Source organism: Flavobacterium sp. GCM10023249 (genome assembly GCF_042653365.1).
Lineage (GTDB): Bacteria > Bacteroidota > Bacteroidia > Flavobacteriales > Flavobacteriaceae > Flavobacterium.
Genome location: NZ_JBHSHZ010000009.1, coordinates 578726 through 603429, shown reverse-complemented (window position 1 = coordinate 603429; position 24704 = coordinate 578726). Strand labels below are relative to the sequence as shown.

Here is a 24704-nt window from a genome sequence, read left to right as displayed (position 1 = left end):
ATGAAAACAATAGCCATAATCCCTGCCCGTGGTGGTTCTAAAAGACTACCCGGAAAGAACATTAAACTGTTGGGCGATTTACCACTCATTGCTCACAGTATTCGATATGCTCAAAATCAAAGTTGCATTGATGAGGTGTATGTTTCCACCGATGATGAAGCGATTAAAAAAGTAGCTGTGGAATACGGAGCTAAAGTGGTCGATAGACCCTCTGCTATTTCAGGCGATTTGGAACCTACTGTCTCTGCTCTCAAACATGTTTTGCAAAGTAGTGAAGATAATGTGGAGAACGTAGAGAATGTAATTTTGTTGCAACCCACTAATCCGCTTCGCCCTGAAAATTTACTCAACGAAGCCTTTGAACTATTCAATAAAAATAACCATGATAGTTTGTTTACGGTAACTCGTAATCATCAAAAGTTTGGGAGAATTGTAAACGATCAATTTGTACCTTTCAATTATGAAGTAGGACAGCGTAGCCAGGATCTCGAACCGTTGTATTTCGAAAACGGATTGCTCTATATTACTAAAGCTTCCTTGATTATACAAGATATCATCATTAGTAACGAAGCGTTTCCTTTGCTTGTCAATCATCCTTTCGCAATCGTGGATATTGACACACAGGAAGACTTTGATTATGCCTTATATTTGTACCAAAAGTTCGTTCTTAATCTTTAGTTTTTATAATTGACATAAATTTTACGTTGAGCCAAAAATAAAGTTTGTTGGGTCAACAGTAAAGTTTGTTGGGTCAACAGTAAAGTTTGTTGGGTCAACAGTAAAGTTTGTTGAGCCAATAGCAAAGTTTGTTGAGTCGATAATAAAGTTTGTTGAGCCAATAGCAAAGTTTGTTGAGTCAATAATAAAGTTTGTTGAGTCAACAGCAAAGTTTGTTGAGCCAATAATAAAGTTTGTTGAGCCAAGATTTATAATTCATAACTCATAACTTATAATTTAAAATATGAATCCATATATAGAAATTGCAGGCCGTAAAATAGGCCAAGATTATCCGCCTTTAGTCATTGCAGAAATAGGAATCAACCATGAAGGTTCTTTATTGGTTGCCAAAGAAATGGTAGATGCTGCCAAAAGAGCCGGAGTGGAAGTGGTAAAACACCAAACACACATCGTTGCCGATGAAATGAGTGGTGCAGCTAAAAAGGTAATTCCCGGTAATGCCGATGTTTCTATCTACGAAATCATGGAGCGTTGTGCTTTAAATGAAGAAGAAGAGTTGGAACTGAAAAACTACGTGGAAAGCAACGGTATGATCTTTATTTCGACGCCGTTCTCACGCGCTGCTGCGGAAAGATTGAAAAAATTTGATATCCCGGCCTATAAGATCGGCTCGGGTGAATGTAATAATTATCCGTTACTGGAACATATTGCTTCTTTCGGAAAACCGGTCATTCTAAGTACCGGAATGAATACCATCGAAAGTATTCAAAAGGCAGTAGCCATCTTTGATAAACATAAAGTGGCTGTAGCATTACTACATACAACTAACTTGTATCCTACACCAATCCATTTGGTGCGTTTCGGAGCCATGATGGAAATGCATCAGGCGTTTCCGGATAAAGTTTTCGGATTGTCTGATCATACCCTGAACAACAATGCTTGTTTGGGTGCAGTAGCATTGGGTGGTTCAATTTTGGAAAGACATTTCACCGATCATATGCAACGCACCGGTCCGGATATCGTATGCAGTATGGATGAACAGGCATGCAAAGAATTGATCATCAATAGTGCCGAAATGGCTTTGATGCGTGGCGGTACAAAAAAACCAGCGGATGAAGAACAAGTTACCATTGATTTTGCTTTCGCAACAGTGTGTACAATTCAACCCATCGCCAAGGGTGAGGTTTTAACCAGAGACAATATCTGGGTGAAAAGACCAGGTACCGGGAAAATCCTTGCCGAACATTTTGAAGAATTATTGGGTAAAAAAGCAACTCGTGCCATTGAAAACGATGAACAATTAGATTGGAGTGATTTCAGTTAACATGAAAAAAATACTTTTCCTGACCGGAACTAGAGCTGATTTTGGTAAAATCAAATCACTGATTCAAATACTTGAAAGTCATGACGAGTTTGAAGTGTTTGTATTCGTGACGGGTATGCATCTGCAAAAAGAATACGGTTATACACTCCTGGAAATAGAGCGATGCGGTTTTTCTAACGTGCATATTTTCGAAAATCATACCCATGAAACAACCATGGATTTGACTTTGGCAAAAACCATAGAAGGTTTGTCATCTTATGTTAAAGAATGCTATCCTAATATGATCGTCATCCACGGGGATAGGGTAGAAGCTTTAGCCGGTGCTATTGTAGGGTCGCTGAATAACATTTTAGTGGCACATATTGAAGGTGGAGAAGTATCAGGAACTATTGATGAGTTAATTCGTCACTCAACTAGTAAGATGAGTCATGTCCATTTTGTTTCTAATGATTTGGCTAAAAATCGCCTGATTCAAATGGGTGAACTGTCAGAATCTGTTTTTACTATCGGATCACCTGATGTAGATATCATGTTCTCGAATACATTGCCGGATTTGGATACGGCAAAAAAATACTACGAAATCGAATTTGAACAGTATGCTGTTGCCATGTTTCATCCGGTAACCACCGAAGCCAAATACATGCAGCAGTATGCCAATGATTTTGTGGAAGCTTTATTGGAAGACTATCATAATTATGTAATTATCTTTCCTAACAATGATTTAGGAAGTAATGCTATTCTGAATGCTTATGAAAAACTGAAAGACAATCCGCGTTTCCGTATTTTTCCTTCCTTACGCTTTGAATATTTCCTAACATTGCTCAAAAAATCGCAGTTTATCATCGGTAATAGTAGTGCCGGTATCCGCGAAGCACCTTATTATGGTTTACCCATTATCAATATCGGCACAAGACAGCAAAACAGATCGCTCCATGCTGATATTATTAATGTCAGTTATGATAAGAAAAGCATAATTGATGCGTTACAGTTAATTGATAATCATAAGGTACAGGTTACCAATAGCGATTTCGGAAAGGGAAACAGTGCGCAATTGTTTTTGCAATCGTTGGAAAAGAACGATATTTGGCAACTGAATCATCAAAAACAGTTCAGAGATATACATGGGTAAAAAAAGAATTTTGTTGTTGTTTCCTGATGGAGTAGGTATTCGAAACTATCTTTATTCTGACATCTTTAAAAATGCGGATGCAGAATTGGTTTTATACCATAGCTTTGATCAAAAGACAGTTGTTGACATAAAAAACACGACTGGAATAGCAAAGGATATTGTAATCCCAAAATACTCCGAATCGGCAAAAGAAAAATTTCTACGGGAATTAATATGTCTTTGCCGTTTGAAGCAAAATGCCAAGCAGTTGGCAAATCCAACCCTTTTGACCAATTGGAATACAAACCATAAAAAACTATCCAAAAAACTATTTTATAAGTTAATTGAGTGGGTATCATTAGGTGTAAAAAACTATGATACTATTCTCAAACTGGAACATATGCATCAAAAATCGATGCGAAATAATCCTTTTTACGAAAAAGTTACCCGTCAAATTCAAGAAATTAAACCCGATGTTGTTTTTTGTTCTCACCAAAGAGCAGTTCAGGCAGCACCAATATTCGAAGCAGCATCAGATTTGGGAATTAAAACAACAACAGTGGTTTTTTCATGGGATAATTTGCCTAAAGCAAGAATGGCAGTTAAGGCTGATAAATATTTGGTTTGGTCAGACTATATGAAACAGGAAATGAAAGGTTATTATCCTGAAATTTCAGAAGAAGATGTTTTGGTTACAGGAACACCACAATTTGAATTCTATGGAAATCCATCCAATATTATACCCAAAGATATTTTTTACAAACAATATAACCTCGATACTGATAAAAAAATAATATGTTATTCTGGAGATGATGCTTTAACTTCACCTGATGATCCAATGTATCTGGAAAATTTGGCCGATGAATTACAGAAACATAATTTAGAAGATGAATACCAGATTTTACTACGTAGATGCCCTGTAGATTTATCCGGGCGATTTGACCTTGTGATTCAAAAATATCCAGATTTGATTAAAGTAGCGCCTCCGGTTTGGAATTTTAAAGACAAAAATGATTGGACAGTTATTTACCCGCTGTTTGAAGATGTAAAACTTTTGGTTTCAACTGCTTACTATTGTGATGTGGTTCTCAATGTTGGATCAACGATGGCTTTTGATTTTGGGATGTTTAATAAACCGTGTATTTTTATTAATTATGACCAACCCCAAAAAAAAGTAAAGAAATGGTCAGTAGATACTATTTACCAGTTTGAACATTTTAAGAGCATGCCAGATAGCAGAGCTGTTATATGGTTAAACAATAAAGAAGAGATTGTCAGTAAGATTCATAAGGCATTAAATAATTATTCAGCAAATCATATTGCCGATTGGAAAGAAAGAGTAATTGGAAACCATCTGACCTCTTCTCAAAGAATAAGAAAGGTGTTAGAAATATAAAAAAGTATGATAGGTATTATTCGAAAACTTGCTTGGAAAATTTTAGGAACTAGTTATTATGATTACCTGAAGTATAAGAATCAAACTAATTTGAAGGATGCAAAATGGGTTACTCTTGGGAATCATACCTATGATAATGGAGCAGTTGTTTGGAGGTGGTATCAAAGTTCTAAATTGGAAATTGGAAAGTATTGTTCCATCGCCAGTCATGTCAATTTTATATGCGATTCAGGGTATCACAATGAAAGTGAAGTGACAACATTTCCACTTTTTCATGAGATCTTAGATAAAAATGATTCTGTAATTGTAAAAGGGAATTTTTATAAAGTAAATGAAATAACAAAAAGGATTGTTCCTCTAAAAAAGGATATAAGTATAGGGAATGATGTTTGGATTGGTCATGGTGCAACTATTTTACCAGGAGTTTCAATAGGTAATGGAGTAACTGTTTTGGCTGGTGCAATTGTTTCGGAAAATGTTCCGGATTATGCTGTGGTTGGAGGAGTTCCTTCCAAAATTATCAAAATGAAGCATGATGACGATACAATTAGAAAAATGAATGACATTGCTTGGTGGGATTGGAAGGACAAAGAAGTTAAGGATAAAGTAAATGATTTTTATCTAACAATTGAAGAATTCATAAAAAAATACAGTTAATGCATATTTCTTTTATAACACATGAATATCCAAAACCTGGCTTTCCACATGGAGGATTGGGAAGTTTTGTGAAAACTATCGCAGAAGCATTGGTTAAAAGAGATATACAAGTAAGCATTGTCGGTTTAAACTATACCTCTCAAAGTGAATCTACAGTTGAATCGGGAGTCGTGATTCATAGAATCAAAAGAAATAGAACTAAAGGAATTGCCTGGTTGTTAAATTCATGGGCAATTAATAAAAAATTAGCGGAAATTCATAAGCAAAATCCTATTCAAATTGTTGAATCGGCTGAGTTGGATTTGGCTTTTATTAATAAATTTAAAGGAGTTAAATACGTAATCCGTTTGCATGGAGGGCATCATTTCTTTGCAGAAGGCGAAAACAGAGGAATCAATAAATGGAAAGGATTTCAGGAAATGAGATCTTTTGGCCATGCAGATGCTTTTATTGCTGTATCAAAGTATGTAAAAAATCACACGGAAAAGTATTTAAGTTATCATAATAAAAAAGTTGAAGTTATCTTTAATCCAATAAATTTGGAAGTGTTTTCGCCCCAGAATATTCCTGTTGAGCCGTGTAATATCACTTTTGCTGGTTCAGTTTGTGAAAAGAAAGGAATTCGGCAGTTAATTCAATCGTTTCCAATTGTGAAAAATGAATTTCCAGATGTAAAACTTAATATTTATGGTAGGGATTGGTTTTTTCCGGATGGGAGTTCATATATAGCAATGCTAAAAAAAGAAGTTTTACCTTCAATTTATCCTTTTGATGCGGATGTTATTTTTCAAGGGGTTAGAGAATATTCTGAAGTGCCAAAGATTTATGCTAAAGCCAAATTATGTATATTTCCTTCTCATATTGAAACACTTGGTTTAGTTGCTCCTGAAGCAATGGCTGTAGAGAAATTAGTTATTTTTACTAATAAAGGACCTGGTCCGGAAGTTATTCAACACGGTGAAAATGGTTTACTTTGTAATCCTCATGATCCAAAAGACATCGCTCAACAAATAATTTGGGCATTGCAACACGAAGAAAAAGCCAATGAAATAAGCAAAGAAGCAAGAAAAAGTGTTCTAAACCGTTTTGAATTATCTAAATTAGTGGTTGAAAACCTTAAATTCTATAAATCACTTCTTTAAAATTGGAATACACCTTTTTTTTAGAATCCGTTAGAAATCAAGAAAGGGATTTTTTTGATACTCTCAACTGGATAGAACCCAAGAATAGATATGAAAACCATATTAATAGCACACAATTTCATTGCTAAATCAGTGTCGGCCATGAGCTATTATTTAGCTTACGATTTAGCACAAAAAGGGAATCGGGTAATTTTTATTTCTCACAAACCATTTTTTTCTGAAAAGGAAAATATTAAAGTGGGTACTGGTGAAATAATTGTCACATCTTGGCATTCTGAAAAAAGACCAGTTACTTTTACTGATTTTTTATGGTATTTAAAGATTTATCGACAGTACAAGCCCGAAGTTGTCATTGGTCATTTTGTTGGTAGTAATATCACTTCGATTGTTTCAAAATTGGCCTCATTTGGAAGAATAAAAACGGTTGTTTATTATCATACAATCTCTTCAGCAATTAGTGTTGATCTGGAAAAAAATGGGGTTCTACAAAAAATATTGAGAATTCGAAAACGACTTTTTTATAATTTATTTTGCGATATAATTATTTGTCCATCCGAATTTGGAAAAACCGATTTGAAGGCGAATTTTTCGGTAGAAGGAGTTGTGGTGGTGAATTCTATTGCAGACCGATTAAAAAACAAACCAAATTTGTCTAATGATCTCATTGAGATTTCTTATTTAGGGAGGCTGGATCATACCAAAGGAATTTTGGAATTGATTGATGCATTTGAAGATTATCAACGGACGAACTTAAATTCTAAAATCATTTTAAATATTGCGGGTAGTGGTAATCTTGAAAAACAAGTGTTAAAAAGAGTTCAAGAAGTTAGTAACATAAAATTTATTGGTGCTTTGTCTTATGATAAAGTTGATGCCTATTTGAATGCTAGTCATTTTACGATTATTCCATCTAAATTTGATAACTTACCAACAGTCGGAATCGAATCTTTAATGAATAAAACACCTTTGTTAATATCCAATGGAACTGGATTGACGAAATATCTTACGGATGGAAAAGATTGTTATAAATTTGATCCTACCCACGATGAGATTTGTTCCGTTTTTTTAAGGGTAGAAAAAAATATTGAAATGCACCGTGAGATGCAGGAAGAAGCAAGGGCCACTTTCCTTTCAAAATTTACAAACGAACAATACTTCGATAACATTTCAAAAATATTATTTTGAATTTCTGTATAATTACTCATATTAGGCATATTAGTAAACATGATAAATATTATGGTTACGCTCCCTATATTAGGGAAATGAATATTTGGTTGCGTCATGTGGATAGCGTAACTATTGTCGCTCCTTTAGCTGTTCAGGAAATTGATGAAATTCATGAAGCTTATTCGTATGATAACATCAGCTTGAAGAAAGTTCCCGAATTCGACATTACTACTTTCAAAAATATTTTTAGAGCGTTGTTCCTAGTTCCTAAAATTGCCTACGTTACTTATCTTGCCATGGCTAAGGCCGATCATATCCATTTGCGATGTCCAGGAAATATGGGTTTAATAGGTGCTATTGTTCAGATTTTTTTTCCTTGGAAAACGAAGACTGCTAAATATGCTGGAAATTGGGATCCAAATGCACAACAGCCATGGACTTATAAATTACAACGATGGTTACTAAGCAATCGGTTTTTAACTAAAAATATGCAGGTTTTGGTTTACGGTGAATGGGACAATCAATCAAAAAATATAACGCCTTTTTTTACAGCTACCTACCATGAATTAGATGCCAAAGCTCCAATTATTCAGAGGGATTTTAACAGTGCAATTCAATTCCTATTTGTAGGTACATTATCGGAGGGGAAACGACCTTTATATGCCGTCCAATTTGTCGAAACTTTATATAAAAAAGGATATGATGTCAAGTTGGCTGTTTTAGGTGAAGGAGTAATGAGAAGTAAAATAAGTGCTTATTGTGAAATGAATCAATTGAATGATTTGGTTACATTGTATGGAAATAAAGAATTGGCATTCGTGAAAGAAATGTATCAAACTAGTCACTTCCTGATTTTGCCTTCAAAAAGTGAAGGTTGGCCAAAAGCTGTTGCCGAAGCAATGTTTTGGGGGTGTGTTCCTCTTTCAACAGCAGTGTCTTGTATCCCATTTATGTTGGATAATGGAAAAAGAGGTGGTATTTTAAAAATGGATATCAATCAGGATATTAAGCAAATTATAGAATTGATGAATAATACTGATCAGTACCAGCAGATTAGTCAACATGCTACAGAATGGTCCAGAAAGTACACTATCGACTATTTTGAAAAGGAAATAGCAAAATTAGTAAAGCAACAGTAGTGCGAGTAGTTCAAATTATAGATAGTCTAGATGCAGGTGGCGCAGAACGAATGGCAGTTAATTATGCTAATGTTCTTGCGAACGAAATTTCTTTTTCGGGTATTGTTGCTACTCGAAAAGAAGGTGTTTTGAAAGATCAAATTCATTCAAATGTGAATTTTATTTGTCTTCATAAAAAAAGGGCTTTTGATTATAAGACTGTTTTTAGGTTGAGAACGTTTCTTTCTGAAAATAAAATAGATGTTATTCATGCTCATGGAAGTTCCTTTTTTGTGGGTATATTGGTGAAAATCATATATTTTAAAGTGAAATTAATTTGGCATGATCATTATGGTGATCGAATTAAAAATAGCCTTTCCAATAATTGGTATATAAAAATAGCTTCACTCTTCTTTAGTGGCGTAATTGCTTGTAATAATGAATTATTAGAATGGGCTCAAAAAAGTCTTTTTTCTAAACACTCTATTTATCTTCCTAATTTTACCGTTGAAATTAAAGAAAAATCGGACGCAACACTTCTTAGAGGAGAAGAAGGAAAAAGAATTGTCTGCCTCTCCAATTTGAGAAATCCCAAAAACCACCATACTTTACTAAAGGCCTTCCTGGAGTCCAAGGTTTTTGAACAAGGTTGGAGTTTGCATCTTGTGGGTAATGATGCAGGTGATGATTATTCTAATGCCTTAAAACAGTTCGTAAAAGAGAATAAACTTGAAGAATTCGTGTTTTTATATGGTGCTCAGAACGCTATACATACAATTTTATTACAAGCATCTATAGGTGTTTTAGCATCGACTTTTGAAGGGTTTCCGGTGGTTTTATTGGAATATGGTAAGGCAGGTTTGGCTGTTATTAGCACTAATGTAGGTCAATGTTCAGAAATTATTCTTGATCAAAGAAATGGTTTGTTGTTTAATCCTCATTCGCCCAATGAATTGGTTAAGGCATTTGTTAGTTTAACAGAAGATGAATCGTTGCGAACGTTTTATTCTTCGAATTTAAAGTCTTATGTTTATGAAAATTTCTCAAGCCAAAAAATTATTGAGAAAGCATTGGATTTTTATCAATCAGTATAATTATGAATTCTGAAGGGAGACAAATATCATATTTTCAACTTGTTTTGCTACACGTATTTATCGGTGTTGTCGTGTTTATGTTGCCTGTTTTATCAAAATTATACGCTTTACTCATTTTGTTTTTTGGTTTTTATATTGTGATTAAGACAGAAAACAAGAACAATGAAGCTTTGTATGTTGGAGGTTATCTAACAGGAGTTGAGGTTTTTTTAAGAATGACGGAAGGCAATTTTATAGAGCAATATGCAAAATTTGCCATTATTGGGATTCTATTGTTGGGGATATTTTATAAAGGTGTGGAGAAGGTGGCTTATCCTTATTTAGTTTTTATAACTTTACTTATACCAGGAGTTATTGTAGGTGCGTATACACTCAATTACGATACCGATGTGCGAAAAGCCATCACTTTCAATATTATTGGTCCGCTGACACTGGCATTTTCAGCGATTTATTGTTTTGGGAGAAAGGTAACGTTGAAGGAAGTGGTAAATATACTCCATGCAATTTCTTTTCCAATTATTTGTATTGTGGTTTACCTTTTTTTATACACCCCAAGTATAAAAGAAGTAGTTACCAATACAGAGTCTAATTTTGCTACTTCCGGAGGATATGGACCCAATCAAATGTCTACGATACTTGGATTGGGGATTTTTCTATTTTTTACCAAAATAGTTTTATTTTCCGAATCTAAAAAAAATAGAATTATAGACGTTATTTTGCTTGTAGTGATTGTATTTAGGGGAATTGTGACTTTTTCTAGAGGAGGCGTAATAGCAGGTGGAATCATGATTTTTGTTTTAATGGTAATCATTTTTTTTAATACCAAGGCACAAGCCAAGTCTGTACTATTTAGATTTGCTCTATTAATGGTTTTGGCATTTACAGGTATTTGGACTTATAGTTCAATACAAACAAGTGGGCTAATTGATAAACGTTATGCCAATCAGGATGCCAAAGGAAGAGTTAAAGCCAGTAAACTGACAGGAAGGGAAAAGCTTATTGAGTCGGAATTTCAAATGTTTTTGGATAACCCGTTTCTTGGTGTAGGTGTTGGGAAAAATAGGGAGTACCGTCAGGAAACTACTGGAATTGAAGCCGCATCTCATAACGAAATATCCAGAATGTTGGCCGAACATGGTATGTTCGGAATGTTCTGTTTGTTCATACTTTTTTCTACACCCTTACTAATGGCTTTTAATAACAGAATGAATATTTTTATTTTACCTTTTGTAATTTTTTGGCTCCTTACTATAAATCACGCCGCCATGCGTATTGCGGCACCAGCTTTTATTTATGCTTTATCTTTATTAAAAGTTTATACTATTGAAAAACCTGCTATACATAGGGAACAAACTGTCGGGTAAAGGGTTGAATGCTACCACAATCGAGACCTTGGGCGCTGCTTTACAAAATGAGGGTTTTGTAATAAAGTACGCTTCTTCAAAGAAAATCCCAATTTTGAGATTGTTTGATATGTGTTTTTCGGTGTTTCGATATAGAAATGTTGTATCGTTGGTTTTGATCGATACTTACAGTACATCTGCTTTTTGGTATGCTTTTTTAGTCAGTCAAATATGTCGAATTGTAAGAATACCATATATTCCGATACTTCATGGTGGTAATCTGCCAGCACGTTTACGAAAAAATCCTTTTTTGACAGCACTTGTTTTTAAGAATTCTTATAAGAATGTGGCACCTTCAAAATACTTACTATCCATTTTTGAAAGTAATGGTTACTCTAATGTGGTTCATATTCCAAATTCAATAGCTATTGAAAACTACTCATTTACTCCAAGAATAATTGAATCTCCTAAAATTTTGTGGGTACGCGCTTTTGCTCGTATTTACAATCCTAAAATGGCTATTGATGTATTTCAGAAAGTAAAAAGAGTTTACCCTAATGCCGAATTATGTATGGTCGGGCCGGATAAAGATGGATCGCTTAATGCTACTAAAGTTTATGCAAAATCTCTAAACGTTGAAGTTACTTTTACTGGTGGTTTACAAAAAGAAGAATGGATTTCATTGTCAGAATGTTGTAATGTATTTGTAAATACAACTCATTTTGATAATATGCCGGTAAGTGTTATGGAGGCTATGGCTTTAGGTTTACCGGTAGTTTCAACCAATGTTGGCGGTATTCCTTTTTTATTAGAACATAAAACAGATGGATTGCTGGTAGATGATAATGATGCAGAAGCCATGTTTGAAGCAGTTTTGGAATTGGTTCAAGAAGAAGGCCTGACCAAAAAAATTACTTCAAATGCTCGTAAAAAAATAGAAGACATGGATTGGAAAGTAGTTAGAAATCAATGGGTTGATGTTTTTAGCGATGCTTGACGCGCAAGAAGTTGGATTATTTGCCCAATAAAAGGAAGGTTTCTGTTAAATATTTGCTAATTTCGATAAAGCATATTCATTATAATGACATCAAATAATAAGATACATTTTGAGGTTTCTGAACGGAAGATATTGCTCCGTGTTGTTGATGTTGTCTTTGTATTGGGAATGCTTCACCTTGTAGGTTCAATTTTTGATTTTAATTATTTTACCATTTCTCCGGTAAATTACTATTGGACTTTGGTTTTGTCAATTTATCTATTGTTTTTCGGTACTGTATTCGAGATGTATAATCTTCAGGTAGCCAGTAATCAATATCAGGTCATAAAGAGTACTGTACTTACTACCTCTTTGACGGTTTTGGTTTATTTGTTAACGCCCAAAATTACACCTGCGCTACCGGAAAATCGACTTCAAATATTTCTTTTTTATATCGGAATCTTTTGCTCCTTGCTTTTTTGGCGCATTGTCTATGTGAAATTTATTGCTTCCAATCGTTTTTGGAAAAGGGCAATTTTTATTTGTCATCAAAATGAATTGCCAGAATTAATTAGAGGTATTCAAAAAACGGATCCGCATTTTAAAGTGGTTGGATTTATTAATTTGAGTGGTGTTAGTACTGTTAAATTCAAGGAAATAGATGGTATTGAACTGTATGATTTGGAAGATTATTTAGAGAAAAATTATGTTTCAGAGATTGTAATTGCTTCTCAAAAAACAGAAAGTATCACAGTAGAACTCTATAATATCCTAATTAAATTGTTGGAAAATGGCGTTTCAATCAGAGAATATACTCAAGTCTATGAAAGTATAACCCATCGTATACCGGTTCAATATGTGTCTCAGGATTTCTACAAATATTTTCCTTTTTCAAGAAGTAATCAAAATAAATTATACCTAATTTTTGTACGTACTGTTGAGATAGTTATGGCAGTAACCGGTCTATTTGTAGGCTTGATTATTACTCCATTGATTTTATTGGGTAATTTGATTGGGAATAAAGGGCCGCTACTATATACACAAGAAAGAGTTGGTAAAAGCGGAAAGTTATTTAAGATCTATAAACTTCGCTCCATGGTAATTGATGCCGAAAAAGATGGAGCTGTATTTGCTACAACAAATGATTCGCGTGTAACTACTTTTGGTAAAATACTGAGAAAATCTCGATTGGATGAAGTGCCACAGTTCATAAATGTACTTAAAGGTGATATGGCGGTTATTGGACCACGTCCTGAACGTCCTGTTTTTGTGAAGGAAATTGCCGCAATGATGCCTTTTTATGAAACTCGTCATGTAGTAAAACCAGGTCTTACAGGTTGGGCGCAAGTCAACTATTCTTATGGCGAAACACTTCAGGATAGTTTAATTAAACTGCAATACGATTTGTATTATATCAAACACAGAAGTTTATTCCTGGATCTTAATATTGTGGTAAAAACGATAAGCACTGTTTTGTTTTACCGAGGACAATAAAAATAAGAAATAGTTCAATTTATTTTTTACTTAATCGGAATAACTGTATAGCCGAAGCTACAAGTATGGGTAAAACCATCGTTAAATGCACTTTATTTAGCATGTAAAGCAAATAAATGGCTAAAAGCACTAAACATATACGGCTGATTTTTTTAACCCATACAGTGTTGTTTTTGAGTAGGAAATAAATAAGTGCTAAATTCAAAGGATTGAATAAAAGTACGTTGTAATTCCAAAGTATCTCTTTGTGTAGAGAATAGCATCCAATAAACGTGAACAGCAAACCTATACATCCTAATGTTCCAAAATAGATAATATTGGTGAATTTTCGATTAAGTAGTATGAAAATAGCCAGTAGGGCTATTAATGCGTAAATGCTGTTTGCAAAATTGAATTCTTTTTCTGGACCAAAGCTTACAGAAATTGTTGCAGGTTTAGAAGACAATGGTTTACCTTGGTATTGTGTTTTTTCTAAAACATTCATCAAATCCAGAGGTAGGAATAGGTTTTCTGCCTGCTCATCGGGTCTGTGACCAAAAATAATATTGATGCCAAAATTCATCCAAAAGTGATCTTGCTGATAGGGATATAAAACGGTGCGATAGCTTTCGTTTTTATGTAAAGTGTTTCGAATGGGTTTGTCTTTTAAAACCTCATTGACAATATCAATAACTTTGGTCGTACAATTACGATCAATGAATTTGTAGGTGTAAAATTTATCTTCAGTGAATACGGATTTTGTTAAACGATCGAATAATTGTTGTTTTTCCTCCAAAGAAATGTGTAATACTTGCTCAAAGATTGTCCTGTTTTCTTGTTGGTAACTGTACTCAAAATCAGAAAATGGATATGCGGCGGCATAGTATTGTAAATCTCCTTTTACAAATTTTAAAATGAAATTTTCCGTTCTGAAATCGAACATTCCATAGTTCCATACATAATCAAAATGATTCGAATCGTCTTTGACTCTTATGGCGGTGTGTCCATATAAAGTATGAGACTCATTGGCAACATCAACAGTTAAAATACTGATTTGTGTTTGCGGAGTTATAGGATTGATTTGTGAGAATAAACAAAAAGGCAGTAGTGAAAAAAGGAAGAAAGCCAGTTTTTTTTTCATTTTTTTATTTTTCGATCAATAATCAGTGGGACAGTCTATCTAAAAATGGATAAATCCACTTTCAATGAAAATACATTTGAATACAATGCGCTACTTTGATTTCCTAAATCAGTAAGAGCATAATCTACAGCAATTCCTTTATATTGAAATCCGAGACCAATGTTTGGCTGGAAACTTGTTTTTTCACCTCCTTCAAGCTGTAATGTTTTTTGGAAATTACCTGCGCCTAATCGTAAAAATGCCAAATTGTTATAACCCCATTCGAATCCAACAGCTGGAGAGATACTAACAAAATCAGTAGAAATAATGTCTTTAGTTTGTTGGAATTGCATATTTAAATTTGCTGAAGCCAATAGACTCATGTCGTTATGGAATTCGAATTTTTTAGCCAATCCAAGTTGTGCTTTGGGTAAAGTAATCTCACTGCTTTCAGGAAGATCCTGATTTTGCAAAGGATCTTCAGTTTGTGCGTCCTGAATTTTTTTAAATTCTTCTTCGTTGATATTCCATATATTGTATGTAGTAGTAATATCACGAACCATTAAGCCGAATTGCCAATTGTTTTTTTCGTATTGCATACCGAAATCAAATCCAAATCCCCACGAGCTGGCAAATTCGCCAATTACTCTTCGGATTACTTTGGCATTCACACCATATTGGAAATTCTGGATGGGTAATTTTCGAGCATATGAAAATGTTACGCCATAGTCAGCAGTTGAAAATAAACTGATACGATTGTAGTCGATGTTTCCGTTTGCGTCAATCAACTGTGTGGTGTTTAAAATATCGTCTACTCCAAATCGGATGACAGACATTCCCCAAGCACTTCGGTCGTCTATTTTTTTGGCATAAGCGACATAATCGTATTGCGCAATATTGGCAAAATAACTGGCATGCATCAAACTGGCTTCATGGTCTTCGATTTTTAACAATCCTGTTGGATTCCAATACCCCGAATTCACATCTCCAGTGTGAGCAACCATAGTATTGGCCATACCAAAGGCACGGGCATCTACACCAATATTCATAAATTCATTTGAATACTTACGAACTGTTTGTGCCGAGACGTTTAAACCAATGGTTATTAGCGCTATTAGGATACTTTTTTTCAATACAAAAACATTTTCGCAAAGATGAAATAAAAATCTGATATAATAAACTCAACAACTTATAAACTTATTGTATTAAATTTGTCGAATATAAATACCTTCTAAAATAGTTTTCTATGACCATTAAGTCTCAAATTCCCAATGTTATTACACTTTTAAATCTTTTTTCCGGATGTGTAGCCGTTACGTATGCTTCGAAAGGAGAATTTGAATGGGCCTTCTTTTTTGTTTGTTTGGGAATTTTCCTTGATTTTTTTGATGGTTTTTTTGCCCGAATGTTCAAAGTGCAAAGTGAATTAGGATTGCAATTGGATTCTTTGGCGGATATGGTTACTAGCGGATTGGTACCTGGTTTGGTGATGTACGAGTATTTAAAAAGATTGGTTGCAGGTTTGGATGCTTTAGAGTTTTTGCCATTTGCTGGTTTTGTAATAACACTTGGTGCATGCTACCGTTTAGCTAATTTTAATATTGATACTCGTCAGTCCGATTCTTTTATCGGTTTGCCAACTCCTGCCAATGCGCTGTTCATTATCAGCATTCCTTTGGTTATTTTATATAGTGATATTGATTTTCTAGATGGTATTTTAAATAATGAATGGGTATTAGTTCTGATTTGTTTTTTAAGTGCTTTTATAATGAATGCTGAAATTCCATTGTTTTCTCTGAAAGTGAAAAATTTCAGTTTTCAGAAAAATGCATTGCAGTTGTTTTTTCTTTTAAGTTCAGTTGTGTTGTTGTTGGTCTTTGGTTATTTAGGTGTAACACTGGTGATTTTGTTCTATGTGTTAATTTCAATTGTAAATAATTTTTTGGCCAAAAAAGAAGCTTAATTAATGGCAACCACCAAGCGCAAACCTTCTTCTCGAAAACCTGTGTCTAAAAAGAGAGTTGAACCGAAACCTTCTTTCTTTTCCAGTTCACTTTTTTTTAAATTGATTGTGACTTTTGGTATACTGACTTTCCTCTATAGTCAAAAAAGTGTTTTTGCACGTTATCTGGGTTATACTACGGATAAAATTTTGTTTTCCGAAGCGCGTTCTATGCCAATAGATAAGGTTTTGGATGCGCATATTGAGAAATCCTTCGGTATTGATATTTCAGAGTATCAGAATAAGATAGATTGGGATGAAGTGAAAGAAATTGAAGGTGGTTATCCGATTGAATTTGTGTTTATTCGTGCTAGTGTAGGAAATGACAGACCTGATTATAAATTTAAGAAATATTGGAAGAAAGCGAAAGAAAAAGGTTGGATTTGTGGAGCATATCATTATTATCGCCCTAATGAAAATTCTATTGAGCAAGCTGATAATTTTATAAAACAAGTAACTTTGGTTGAGGGTGATTTTCCTCCGGTATTGGATATAGAAAAATTACCAAAAGAACAATCCATTGAAAGATTGAAAGTCGGTTTGAGACGTTGGTTGGAACGTGTAGAACAGCACTATGGTGTGAAACCGATAATTTATAGTAGTGAAAGTTACTATGAAGATTTTTTAAAAGATGACTTTGAAAATTATCCGTTCTGGATTGCTAATTATACTGCTTTTTACAAAGATATTGACGATGAATGGTCGATTTGGCAATTTTCCGAAAATGGTAAAGTATACGGAATCAAAGGTCCGGTAGATATTAATATTTACAATGGTACTTCGGTTGAAATGAAAGAAATACTAATAAAATAAAAGCGAAAACAGCGATAGTAATAGCTGTAATCGCTTTTTACTTTTGAGTTGTTAAAACTCAATCTTAGTTCTTCTCAACTCAAAGTTTTGCCCTAGGTAAACACGGCGCACCATTTCGTCTTCTACTAATTCTTCAGGGACTCCAGCTTTCAAGATACCACCTTCAAACATTAAGTAGGTCTTATCAGTGATAGCAAGTGTTTCTTGAACGTTGTGATCAGTAATTAAAATTCCAATATTTTTATTCTTTAATTTAGCTACGATTCGTTGAATGTCTTCAACAGCTACGGGGTCAACACCTGCAAAAGGTTCATCCAAAAGAATGAATTTAGGGTCGGTTGCCAAACATCGGGCAATTTCTGTACGACGACGTTCACCTCCTGATAGTAAGTCACCACGATTGGTTCGAATATGTCCTAATGAAAATTCTTCAATTAAGGCTTCCATTTTTGCTTCTTGTTCGGCTTTGGTCAGATTGGTTAATTGTAAAACACTCATGATATTATCTTCAATACTCATTTTTCTGAAAACAGAAGCTTCCTGAGCCAGATAACCAATTCCGTTTTGAGCACGTTTGTACATCGGGAAATCAGTAATATTCATATCATCCAAATAAATATTTCCTGAATTCGGTTTTACCAAGCCTACAATCATATAGAATGAAGTGGTTTTTCCCGCACCATTTGGTCCTAATAAACCAACAATTTCACCTTGATTCACTTCAACCGAAATGCCTTTAACAACGGTTCTTTTTTTATAAGTCTTGATTAAATGATCAGCTCTTAATATCATTTTTTATGTTTCTAAGTTGTAAAGGAACTAAATTCCTTAGGTTTTACAAAGTAACGAATAACCGGATAAATCAATAACTGAATTAACAATTATTTATTTTGACTTACGTTGTGTTCGGGTTATTGTTTTGATTCTTCCAAAGCTTCCCAAAACTCATAAGCTCTTCTCAAGTGTGGAATCACAATGGTACCACCAACAAGAGTGGCTACACTCATGGCTTCCATCATTTCTTTGCGATTGATGCCTAATTTATAACAAGTTTCCAAATGGTATTTAATGCAATCGTCACAACGCAATACAGCAGAAGCTACTAATCCCAATAATTCTTTGGTTTTTACATCCAAGGCACCTTCAGCGTAAGTGTTGGTGTCCAAATTGAAAATGCGTTTGATGACTTTGTTGTCGTCAGCTAATAGTTTTTCGTTCATTTTTGAACGATAATCGTTAAACTCTTGTACTAAGTTGCTCATTTTTTTCTTGTTTTTTTACTACGAATTTAGAAATCAAGATGCTTATTTCATAGATTAAAAGCATCGGTACGGCTACAGTAACCTGACTCACAACATCTGGAGGTGTTACAATAGCGGCGATAATAAGAACGATAACTACGGCGTATTTTCGTGTGTTCTGTAAAAAGGTTGGTGTTACTAAACCTAATTTGGTCAGCAAATAAATGATGATAGGCAGTTCGAAAAATAAACCACCGGCAATCACCGAAGTCTTGATCATACTGATGTAAGATTCCAGATTGAATTCGTTTTTAACTACTTCACTGACAGAAAATGTGGCTACGAAATTAACCGACATCGGAACAATTACATAGTATCCGAAAAGAACTCCTATGAAAAACAAAAGAGAGGCTGTGAATACAAATACTTTGGCGTATTTGCGCTCCTTTTCATATAACGCCGGACTTATAAATTTCCAGATTTCCCATAAGATGTAAGGGAAACCCAAGATGAATCCTGCAGTAATACAAGTCCATACAAAAACATTGACTTGTCCTTCCATGCTGGTGTTTTGAATGGTGAAAGGTAGTTCTTCAATACAGATGGTTTCAGCAAAACCCAAGTAATGTGATGCATCGCAAAAGAAGCGATAGGTCACAAAATCGACTTTGGTAGGACCGAAAATAATTTCATTAAAAATATAATCAGAAACAAAATATACAGCAACTGCCAGTATTACAATTGCAATTGAACTTCTCACTAATAGCCATCTCAATTCTTCAAGATGGTCCAAAAAGGACATTTCACTTAAGTTTTTCTTCGCCATTTTATATGATTCCTTCTTTTAAAATATCGTGAATGTGTAGGATGCCAACATATTCGCTATCGTCTTCAACCACCATTTGAGTGATGGAAAAATCTTCCATAGTGTTGAACGCATCAACTACCATCGAGTTTAGTTGTACTGTTTTTGGATTGACAGTCATAATGTCTTTTGCAATCAATCCCGATATGGTTTCGTTTTTATTTAGCATTCTTCGGATATCACCATCAGTTATGATTCCTACAAGTTTTTTATCTTCGATAACAGCAGTAACACCTAAACGTTTTTCTGAAATTTCAACAATCACGTCTTTTATAGATGATGTTGGTGTGACCATTGGTTTGTGGGTTCTATCCAGCATGTCGCTAACCCGTAATAATAATTTCTTTCCTAATGCGCCGCCAGGATGATATTTTGCAAAATCATCACTTCTGAAATTGCGTAATTCCATTAAGCAAACGGCTACTGCATCTCCTAAAACTAATTGCGCAGTGGTGCTGTTTGTTGGTGCTAAGTTGTTAGGGCAGGATTCTTTTTCTACAAAGGCGTTCAAAACCAAGTCGGATTCTTTGCCTAAAAATGAAGTTAAATTGGCTGTCATTCCAATTAATGGATTGCCATATCGCTTTAATAACGGAACCAAGACTTTGATTTCTGGACTATTACCGCTTTTTGAAATGCAGATGACTACATCGTTAGGTTGTACCATGCCTAAATCTCCGTGAATGGCTTCGGCAGCATGTAAAAACATGCTTGGTGTTCCCGTCGAATTGAATGTGGCAACCATTTTTTGTGCAATTATAGCGCTTTTCCCAATTCCTGTTACGACAAGTCTTCCTTTGCTTTTGTAAATTAGTTCTACAGATTGTGCAAAGTCATCCGACAGGTAATTAACTAGTTGAGCCACCGATTCACTTTGCGATAAAATGGTGTTTTTGGCGCTGGCCAAAATATTTTCTTTTGATATCAAAACAGAAAAGTTTTAAATTTGTGTGTGAAAAAGAAATTTGTATCTTTATAAGTGCAAATTTATAAAAATACCTCGATTATAGAATGAATTCACACGAAATTGATATTCATAAGGAATTAAAAAAATATTTTGGTTTCGACCAGTTCAAAGGACTTCAGGAACAAGTGGTTCGAAGCATCGTTTCAGGAAAAAATACCTTTGTCATTATGCCGACAGGCGGTGGTAAGTCGTTGTGCTATCAATTGCCTGCGTTGATACAGGAAGGAACGGCAATTGTGGTTTCACCATTAATTGCTTTGATGAAAAATCAAGTGGATGCTTTACGTAGTTTAGGTTCTGAATTTGGTATTGCCCATGTTTTGAATTCATCTTTGACGAAAACGGAAATCAATCAAGTAAAAAAAGATATTTCTTCCGGGTTGACCAAGTTACTCTATGTTGCTCCTGAATCCTTGACGAAAGAAGAATATGTAGAATTTCTTCGCAATGAGAAATTGTCTTTTGTAGCCATTGATGAAGCACACTGTATTTCAGAATGGGGTCATGATTTTAGACCGGAATATCGTAATCTTAGAAATATAATCAAAGCATTGGGAGACATTCCGATTATTGGTTTAACTGCCACTGCTACTCCAAAAGTGCAAGAAGATATTCTTAAAAATTTGGATATGCCTGATGCGAATACCTTTAAAGCTTCATTCAATCGTCCAAATTTATTTTACGAAGTACGCACCAAAACAAAAAATGTAGAAGGTGATATTATTCGTTTTATCAAGCAACACAAAGGAAAATCGGGTGTGATTTATTGTTTGTCGCGCAAGAAAGTGGAGGAAATCGCTCAGGTTCTACAAGTGAATGGTGTTTCAGCGGTTCCTTATCATGCCGGTTTGGATGCAAAAACAAGAGCAAAACATCAAGATATGTTCCTCATGGAAGATGTTGATGTTGTGGTGGCTACTATTGCTTTCGGAATGGGTATCGATAAGCCTGATGTGCGTTTTGTAATTCATCATGATATTCCTAAATCGTTGGAAAGTTACTATCAGGAAACTGGACGCGCCGGTAGAGATGGTGGTGAAGGGCATTGTTTGGCCTACTATTCGTATAAAGATGTTGAAAAGCTAGAAAAGTTTATGGCAGGAAAACCTGTTGCAGAACAGGAAGTTGGTTTTGCTTTGTTGCAAGAAGTAGTTTCTTATGCGGAAACCTCTATGTCTCGTCGTAAATTTCTACTTCATTATTTTGGAGAAGAATTCGACAACGAAACTGGTGAAGGAGGCGACATGGATGACAATGTTCGTAATCCTAAGAAAAAATCAGAAGCTAAAGATCAAGTGGTTATTCTATTGGAAACCATTCGAGATACAAAGGAATTATACAAACCGAAAGAGATTGTTTTGACGCTTATCGGCAAGTTAAATGCAACTATCAAGGCACACCGTACAGATGCTCAGAAGTTTTTTGGGAAAGGTAAAGATTTTGATGAAAAATTCTGGATGGCACTCATTCGACAAGTTTTAGTGGATGGATTGCTTTCGAAAGATATAGAGAGTTACGGTGTTTTGAAAGTGACTGAAAAAGGACATGATTTTGTCAAAAATCCGCAATCCTTTATGATGTCTGAAGATCATGAATATAGTGAAGCAGAAGATGAAGCTATTGTAACTGCAGCAAAGTCTTCGGGAACAGCGGATGAAGCTTTGATGACCATGCTAATCGATTTGCGAAAAAAAGTGGCTAAAAAATTAGGTGTTCCGCCGTTCGTGGTTTTTCAAGAGCCCTCATTAGAAGATATGGCACTGAAATATCCGGTTTCTATAGACGAATTGAGTAATGTTCATGGAGTTGGTGAAGGAAAAGCAAAAAAATACGGTAAGGAATTCGTAGAATTGATCGCAAGATATGTTGAGGACAATGATATCATGCGTCCGGATGATCTTGTCGTGAAATCAACGGGTGCAAATTCGGCTCTGAAATTGTATATTATTCAAAATATTGACCGAAAATTGCCTTTGGATGATATTGCCAAAGCTAAAGGGTTGGATATGGATACATTGTTGAAAGAAATGGAGCAAATTGTGTATTCAGGAACTAAATTGAACATCAAGTATTGGATTGATGATATTCTGGATGACGATCAACAAGAAGAAATTCATGAATATTTCATGGAATCGCATTCAGATAAAATCCAAGATGCTTTAGATGAGTTTGACGGAGATTATGATACCGAAGAATTGCGCTTAATGCGTATAAAGTTTATTAGTGAAGTAGCGAATTAATTTTATTTAATACTATATAATTAAATCTCAAGTATTCAATTTTGAAACTTGAGATTTTTTTTATTCAAAAAGTTCTCCTCGGTGGGGTTTTAAAGTGTCTCTGACCTGAATCATATTCTCATCACTAACGACCATATATGCAAGTGCATACATATCATTGATGATTTCAAAACCCGTAATGTTGATGGGGAATTGTTCAATTATAATGTATTCTTTCAAGTGAATTTCATGATGTTCTGCTGTTTTTGCAGCAGCTGGACCTCTGAAGTCCCAAATTAATTTGATTTTGCGTTCCATTTTAATATTGAAAGCTGTAAAGTTACAAAGGATTATGCTATTATGATGTCCTTATAAATTATTACTTTTGTCGTAAATTTATCAGAAGACTGCAATCTGAAAATACAATAATCCGAAATGCCAAAAGAATTACAAATACAAGTCGCTCCCGAAATTGCTGCTAATGAATTGCTGTTGAATCAGCATATTGCTAAATTGATGCAAGTTTCCGAAGGAGATATTCAAAAAGTGTCTGTCTTGAAACGTTCTATCGATGCACGACAGAAAGCAATTAAAATCAATATCAAAGCGAATGTATATTTTAAAGGTGAGTCTTTTATAGAAGAATTGATAGATTTACCCGATTATAAAAACGTATCCAATGCTCAAGAAGTTATTGTAGTTGGAGCAGGTCCTGCCGGTTTATTTGCAGCGTTACAACTCATAGAATTGGGGATTAAACCTATACTTGTAGAAAGAGGGAAGGATGTTCGAGGACGACGACGTGATTTAAAAGCGATTAATAGGGATCATATCGTAAATGAAGATTCTAATTATTGTTTTGGAGAAGGGGGAGCAGGAACCTATTCTGATGGGAAATTGTATACTCGTTCCAAAAAACGTGGCGATGTTGACCGGATTTTGCGATTATTAGTAGCCTTCGGAGCAACACCAGAAATTTTAGTCGAAGCTCATCCGCATATCGGAACGAATAAATTGCCTCAAATTATTCAGGATATTCGAGAAAAAATCAAAGAATTTGGTGGTGAAGTTTTATTTGAAACTCGCGTGACCGATATTCTTGTAAAGAATAATCAAGTCGAAGGCGTGATGATTCAAAATGGAACTATCATTAATGCAAAAAAAATTATTTTGGCTACGGGTCATTCGGCTCGTGATATTTTTGAATTATTAAATCGAAAAAAGATACTGATTGAAGCAAAACCTTTTGCTTTGGGCGTTCGTGCAGAACATCCACAAAGTTTAATCGATAGTATTCAATATTCCTGTGATTTCAGAGGTGAATTTTTACCACCGGCACCCTATTCAATTGTGAAGCAAGTGAACGGTCGAGGAATGTATTCTTTCTGTATGTGCCCGGGTGGGGTTATTGCTCCATGTGCAACCAGTCCGGGAGAAGTAGTGACTAATGGTTGGTCACCATCTAAAAGAGATCAGATTACTGCAAATTCAGGAATTGTTGTCGAATTAAAGTTGGAAGATTTTAAGCCTTTTGCTAAACATGGTGCACTGGCAGGAATGGAATTTCAAAAGGCAATTGAGCAAAAAGCATGGAATTTGGCAGGTGAAACTCAGAAAGTACCAGCACAACGGTTGGTTGACTTTACGCAAAGTAAAGTATCAGCGGATATACCTAAAACATCTTATGTGCCAGGGACAACCTCGGTTGAATTAGGACAGGTTTTTCCAGGATTCTTAACACAAATCATGCGTGAAGGATTTACACAATTCGGAAAATCGATGAAAGGTTATTATACTAATGAGGCTATATTACACGCACCGGAAAGCAGAACTTCATCTCCGGTACGCATTCCTCGTGATCCTTACACGTTGGAACATTTAGAGATAAAAGGTTTGTATCCTTGTGGTGAAGGTGCAGGTTATGCAGGTGGAATTATTTCTGCTGCAATTGATGGCGAAAAATGCGCTATTGAGTGTGCAAAATTTCAAAATTCGTAACTT

The 24704-nt window shown here is 34.8% G+C and carries 23 protein-coding genes; 16 read left to right on the top strand and 7 right to left on the bottom strand.

From position 1 onward, the window contains the following. The 12 genes from ACFO7M_RS09480 to ACFO7M_RS09425 all read left to right on the top strand — a co-directional run bounded on the left by ACFO7M_RS09480 (position 1) and on the right by ACFO7M_RS09425 (position 13497). Positions 1 to 678: a cytidylyltransferase domain-containing protein gene (locus ACFO7M_RS09480; RefSeq protein WP_379714599.1), complete on the top strand. Its 678-nt coding sequence runs from the start codon at positions 1 to 3 to the stop codon at positions 676 to 678. A gap of 283 nt (positions 679 to 961) precedes the next feature. Beyond that, positions 962 to 2002, top strand: a complete 1041-nt coding sequence (locus ACFO7M_RS09475; RefSeq protein WP_379735327.1) for an N-acetylneuraminate synthase family protein — start codon at positions 962 to 964, stop codon at positions 2000 to 2002. Position 2003: 1 nt separating this feature from the next. Next, the gene (neuC, locus tag ACFO7M_RS09470) at positions 2004 to 3131 is read left to right on the top strand and encodes a UDP-N-acetylglucosamine 2-epimerase (RefSeq protein ID WP_379735325.1); all 1128 of its coding nucleotides are present in this window, start codon (positions 2004 to 2006) and stop codon (positions 3129 to 3131) included. Further along, complete coding sequence (locus ACFO7M_RS09465) at positions 3124 to 4506, top strand: hypothetical protein (RefSeq protein ID WP_379735323.1); 1383 nt, start codon at positions 3124 to 3126, stop codon at positions 4504 to 4506. Before neuC ends, ACFO7M_RS09465 begins: the two co-directional genes overlap by 8 nt. A 6-nt stretch (positions 4507 to 4512) precedes the next feature. Continuing rightward, positions 4513 to 5163 carry a CatB-related O-acetyltransferase gene (locus ACFO7M_RS09460; RefSeq protein ID WP_379714587.1) on the top strand — a complete coding sequence of 217 codons (651 nt, stop codon included), beginning with the start codon at positions 4513 to 4515 and terminating at the stop codon, positions 5161 to 5163. Continuing rightward, positions 5163 to 6305: a glycosyltransferase family 4 protein gene (locus tag ACFO7M_RS09455; protein WP_379735321.1), complete on the top strand. Its 1143-nt coding sequence runs from the start codon at positions 5163 to 5165 to the stop codon at positions 6303 to 6305. The genes ACFO7M_RS09460 and ACFO7M_RS09455 overlap by 1 nt, the downstream gene beginning before the upstream one ends. A 90-nt stretch (positions 6306 to 6395) precedes the next feature. Next, entirely contained in the window at positions 6396 to 7490 is a 1095-nt protein-coding gene (locus ACFO7M_RS09450) for a glycosyltransferase family 4 protein (protein WP_379735319.1), read from the top strand. Between the two features lie 77 nt (positions 7491 to 7567). Beyond that, positions 7568 to 8611, top strand: a complete 1044-nt coding sequence (locus tag ACFO7M_RS09445; RefSeq protein ID WP_379714577.1) for a glycosyltransferase — start codon at positions 7568 to 7570, stop codon at positions 8609 to 8611. Then, on the top strand, positions 8611 to 9684 hold the full coding sequence (locus ACFO7M_RS09440; RefSeq protein WP_379714574.1) for a glycosyltransferase: 1074 nt from the start codon (positions 8611 to 8613) through the stop codon (positions 9682 to 9684). The genes ACFO7M_RS09445 and ACFO7M_RS09440 overlap by 1 nt, the downstream gene beginning before the upstream one ends. A 44-nt stretch (positions 9685 to 9728) precedes the next feature. Beyond that, a complete protein-coding gene (locus tag ACFO7M_RS09435) occupies positions 9729 to 11048 on the top strand; it encodes an O-antigen ligase family protein (protein ID WP_379735318.1) in 1320 nt (439 codons plus the stop codon). Beyond that, positions 11008 to 12024, top strand: coding sequence for a glycosyltransferase family 4 protein (locus tag ACFO7M_RS09430; protein WP_379735317.1), 1017 nt, complete (start codon positions 11008 to 11010; stop codon positions 12022 to 12024). The genes ACFO7M_RS09435 and ACFO7M_RS09430 overlap by 41 nt, the downstream gene beginning before the upstream one ends. 84 nt (positions 12025 to 12108) lie before the next feature. Continuing rightward, a complete protein-coding gene (locus ACFO7M_RS09425) occupies positions 12109 to 13497 on the top strand; it encodes an exopolysaccharide biosynthesis polyprenyl glycosylphosphotransferase (RefSeq protein WP_379735316.1) in 1389 nt (462 codons plus the stop codon). A 19-nt stretch (positions 13498 to 13516) separates the two neighbouring features. Here the strand turns inward: ACFO7M_RS09425 and ACFO7M_RS09420 are convergent, their stop codons facing one another. Beyond that, positions 13517 to 14617: a DUF4105 domain-containing protein gene (locus ACFO7M_RS09420; protein WP_379735314.1), complete on the bottom strand. Its 1101-nt coding sequence runs from the start codon at positions 14615 to 14617 to the stop codon at positions 13517 to 13519. A gap of 35 nt (positions 14618 to 14652) precedes the next feature. Further along, the gene (locus ACFO7M_RS09415; RefSeq protein WP_379715012.1) at positions 14653 to 15645 is read right to left on the bottom strand and encodes a PorV/PorQ family protein; all 993 of its coding nucleotides are present in this window, start codon (positions 15643 to 15645) and stop codon (positions 14653 to 14655) included. Between the two features lie 197 nt (positions 15646 to 15842). Here ACFO7M_RS09415 and ACFO7M_RS09410 point away from each other — a divergent pair, with 197 nt between their 5' ends. Further along, positions 15843 to 16559: a CDP-alcohol phosphatidyltransferase family protein gene (locus ACFO7M_RS09410; RefSeq protein ID WP_379714561.1), complete on the top strand. Its 717-nt coding sequence runs from the start codon at positions 15843 to 15845 to the stop codon at positions 16557 to 16559. A 3-nt stretch (positions 16560 to 16562) separates the two neighbouring features. Next, a complete protein-coding gene (locus ACFO7M_RS09405; protein WP_379714559.1) occupies positions 16563 to 17411 on the top strand; it encodes a glycoside hydrolase family 25 protein in 849 nt (282 codons plus the stop codon). Between the two features lie 51 nt (positions 17412 to 17462). On the opposite strand, the gene lptB is transcribed toward ACFO7M_RS09405, so the two are convergent. From lptB to ACFO7M_RS09385, 4 genes are all read right to left on the bottom strand, one after another. Next, positions 17463 to 18203: an LPS export ABC transporter ATP-binding protein gene (gene lptB / locus ACFO7M_RS09400; protein ID WP_379714557.1), complete on the bottom strand. Its 741-nt coding sequence runs from the start codon at positions 18201 to 18203 to the stop codon at positions 17463 to 17465. A gap of 119 nt (positions 18204 to 18322) precedes the next feature. Then, positions 18323 to 18673: a carboxymuconolactone decarboxylase family protein gene (locus ACFO7M_RS09395; RefSeq protein WP_379714554.1), complete on the bottom strand. Its 351-nt coding sequence runs from the start codon at positions 18671 to 18673 to the stop codon at positions 18323 to 18325. Beyond that, a complete protein-coding gene (gene tatC / locus ACFO7M_RS09390) occupies positions 18648 to 19478 on the bottom strand; it encodes a twin-arginine translocase subunit TatC (RefSeq protein WP_379714551.1) in 831 nt (276 codons plus the stop codon). The genes ACFO7M_RS09395 and tatC overlap by 26 nt, the downstream gene beginning before the upstream one ends. Before the next feature lies 1 nt (position 19479). After that, positions 19480 to 20445, bottom strand: coding sequence for a KpsF/GutQ family sugar-phosphate isomerase (locus tag ACFO7M_RS09385; RefSeq protein ID WP_379714548.1), 966 nt, complete (start codon positions 20443 to 20445; stop codon positions 19480 to 19482). Positions 20446 to 20528: 83 nt separating this feature from the next. Between ACFO7M_RS09385 and recQ the strand changes: the two genes are divergently transcribed. Next, positions 20529 to 22724, top strand: coding sequence for a DNA helicase RecQ (gene recQ, locus ACFO7M_RS09380; RefSeq protein ID WP_379714545.1), 2196 nt, complete (start codon positions 20529 to 20531; stop codon positions 22722 to 22724). 60 nt (positions 22725 to 22784) lie between these two features. Here recQ and ACFO7M_RS09375 read toward each other — a convergent pair whose 3' ends face one another. Continuing rightward, complete coding sequence (locus tag ACFO7M_RS09375) at positions 22785 to 23021, bottom strand: hypothetical protein (RefSeq protein WP_379714543.1); 237 nt, start codon at positions 23019 to 23021, stop codon at positions 22785 to 22787. Positions 23022 to 23138: 117 nt separating this feature from the next. On the opposite strand from ACFO7M_RS09375, the gene ACFO7M_RS09370 reads away from it, so the two are divergent. After that, positions 23139 to 24701 carry an NAD(P)/FAD-dependent oxidoreductase gene (locus tag ACFO7M_RS09370; protein WP_379735312.1) on the top strand — a complete coding sequence of 521 codons (1563 nt, stop codon included), beginning with the start codon at positions 23139 to 23141 and terminating at the stop codon, positions 24699 to 24701. Positions 24702 to 24704 lie beyond the last annotated feature (3 nt).

What these genes read in the sequence shown, in the direction of transcription:
- ACFO7M_RS09480 (WP_379714599.1), top strand. Translation starts at nt 1, where the DNA reads ATGAAAACAATAGCCATAATCCCTGCCCGTGGTGGTTCTAAAAGACTA.
- ACFO7M_RS09475 (WP_379735327.1), top strand. Translation starts at nt 962, where the DNA reads ATGAATCCATATATAGAAATTGCAGGCCGTAAAATAGGCCAAGATTAT.
- neuC (WP_379735325.1), top strand. Translation starts at nt 2,004, where the DNA reads ATGAAAAAAATACTTTTCCTGACCGGAACTAGAGCTGATTTTGGTAAA.
- ACFO7M_RS09465 (WP_379735323.1), top strand. Translation starts at nt 3,124, where the DNA reads ATGGGTAAAAAAAGAATTTTGTTGTTGTTTCCTGATGGAGTAGGTATT.
- ACFO7M_RS09460 (WP_379714587.1), top strand. Translation starts at nt 4,513, where the DNA reads ATGATAGGTATTATTCGAAAACTTGCTTGGAAAATTTTAGGAACTAGT.
- ACFO7M_RS09455 (WP_379735321.1), top strand. Translation starts at nt 5,163, where the DNA reads ATGCATATTTCTTTTATAACACATGAATATCCAAAACCTGGCTTTCCA.
- ACFO7M_RS09450 (WP_379735319.1), top strand. Translation starts at nt 6,396, where the DNA reads ATGAAAACCATATTAATAGCACACAATTTCATTGCTAAATCAGTGTCG.
- ACFO7M_RS09445 (WP_379714577.1), top strand. Translation starts at nt 7,568, where the DNA reads ATGAATATTTGGTTGCGTCATGTGGATAGCGTAACTATTGTCGCTCCT.
- ACFO7M_RS09425 (WP_379735316.1), top strand. Translation starts at nt 12,109, where the DNA reads ATGACATCAAATAATAAGATACATTTTGAGGTTTCTGAACGGAAGATA.
- ACFO7M_RS09420 (WP_379735314.1), bottom strand. Translation starts at nt 14,617, where the DNA reads ATGAAAAAAAAACTGGCTTTCTTCCTTTTTTCACTACTGCCTTTTTGT.
- ACFO7M_RS09415 (WP_379715012.1), bottom strand. Translation starts at nt 15,645, where the DNA reads ATGAATATTGGTGTAGATGCCCGTGCCTTTGGTATGGCCAATACTATG.
- ACFO7M_RS09410 (WP_379714561.1), top strand. Translation starts at nt 15,843, where the DNA reads ATGACCATTAAGTCTCAAATTCCCAATGTTATTACACTTTTAAATCTT.
- ACFO7M_RS09405 (WP_379714559.1), top strand. Translation starts at nt 16,563, where the DNA reads ATGGCAACCACCAAGCGCAAACCTTCTTCTCGAAAACCTGTGTCTAAA.
- lptB (WP_379714557.1), bottom strand. Translation starts at nt 18,203, where the DNA reads ATGATATTAAGAGCTGATCATTTAATCAAGACTTATAAAAAAAGAACC.
- ACFO7M_RS09395 (WP_379714554.1), bottom strand. Translation starts at nt 18,673, where the DNA reads ATGAGCAACTTAGTACAAGAGTTTAACGATTATCGTTCAAAAATGAAC.
- tatC (WP_379714551.1), bottom strand. Translation starts at nt 19,478, where the DNA reads ATGGCGAAGAAAAACTTAAGTGAAATGTCCTTTTTGGACCATCTTGAA.
- recQ (WP_379714545.1), top strand. Translation starts at nt 20,529, where the DNA reads ATGAATTCACACGAAATTGATATTCATAAGGAATTAAAAAAATATTTT.
- ACFO7M_RS09375 (WP_379714543.1), bottom strand. Translation starts at nt 23,021, where the DNA reads ATGGAACGCAAAATCAAATTAATTTGGGACTTCAGAGGTCCAGCTGCT.
- ACFO7M_RS09370 (WP_379735312.1), top strand. Translation starts at nt 23,139, where the DNA reads ATGCCAAAAGAATTACAAATACAAGTCGCTCCCGAAATTGCTGCTAAT.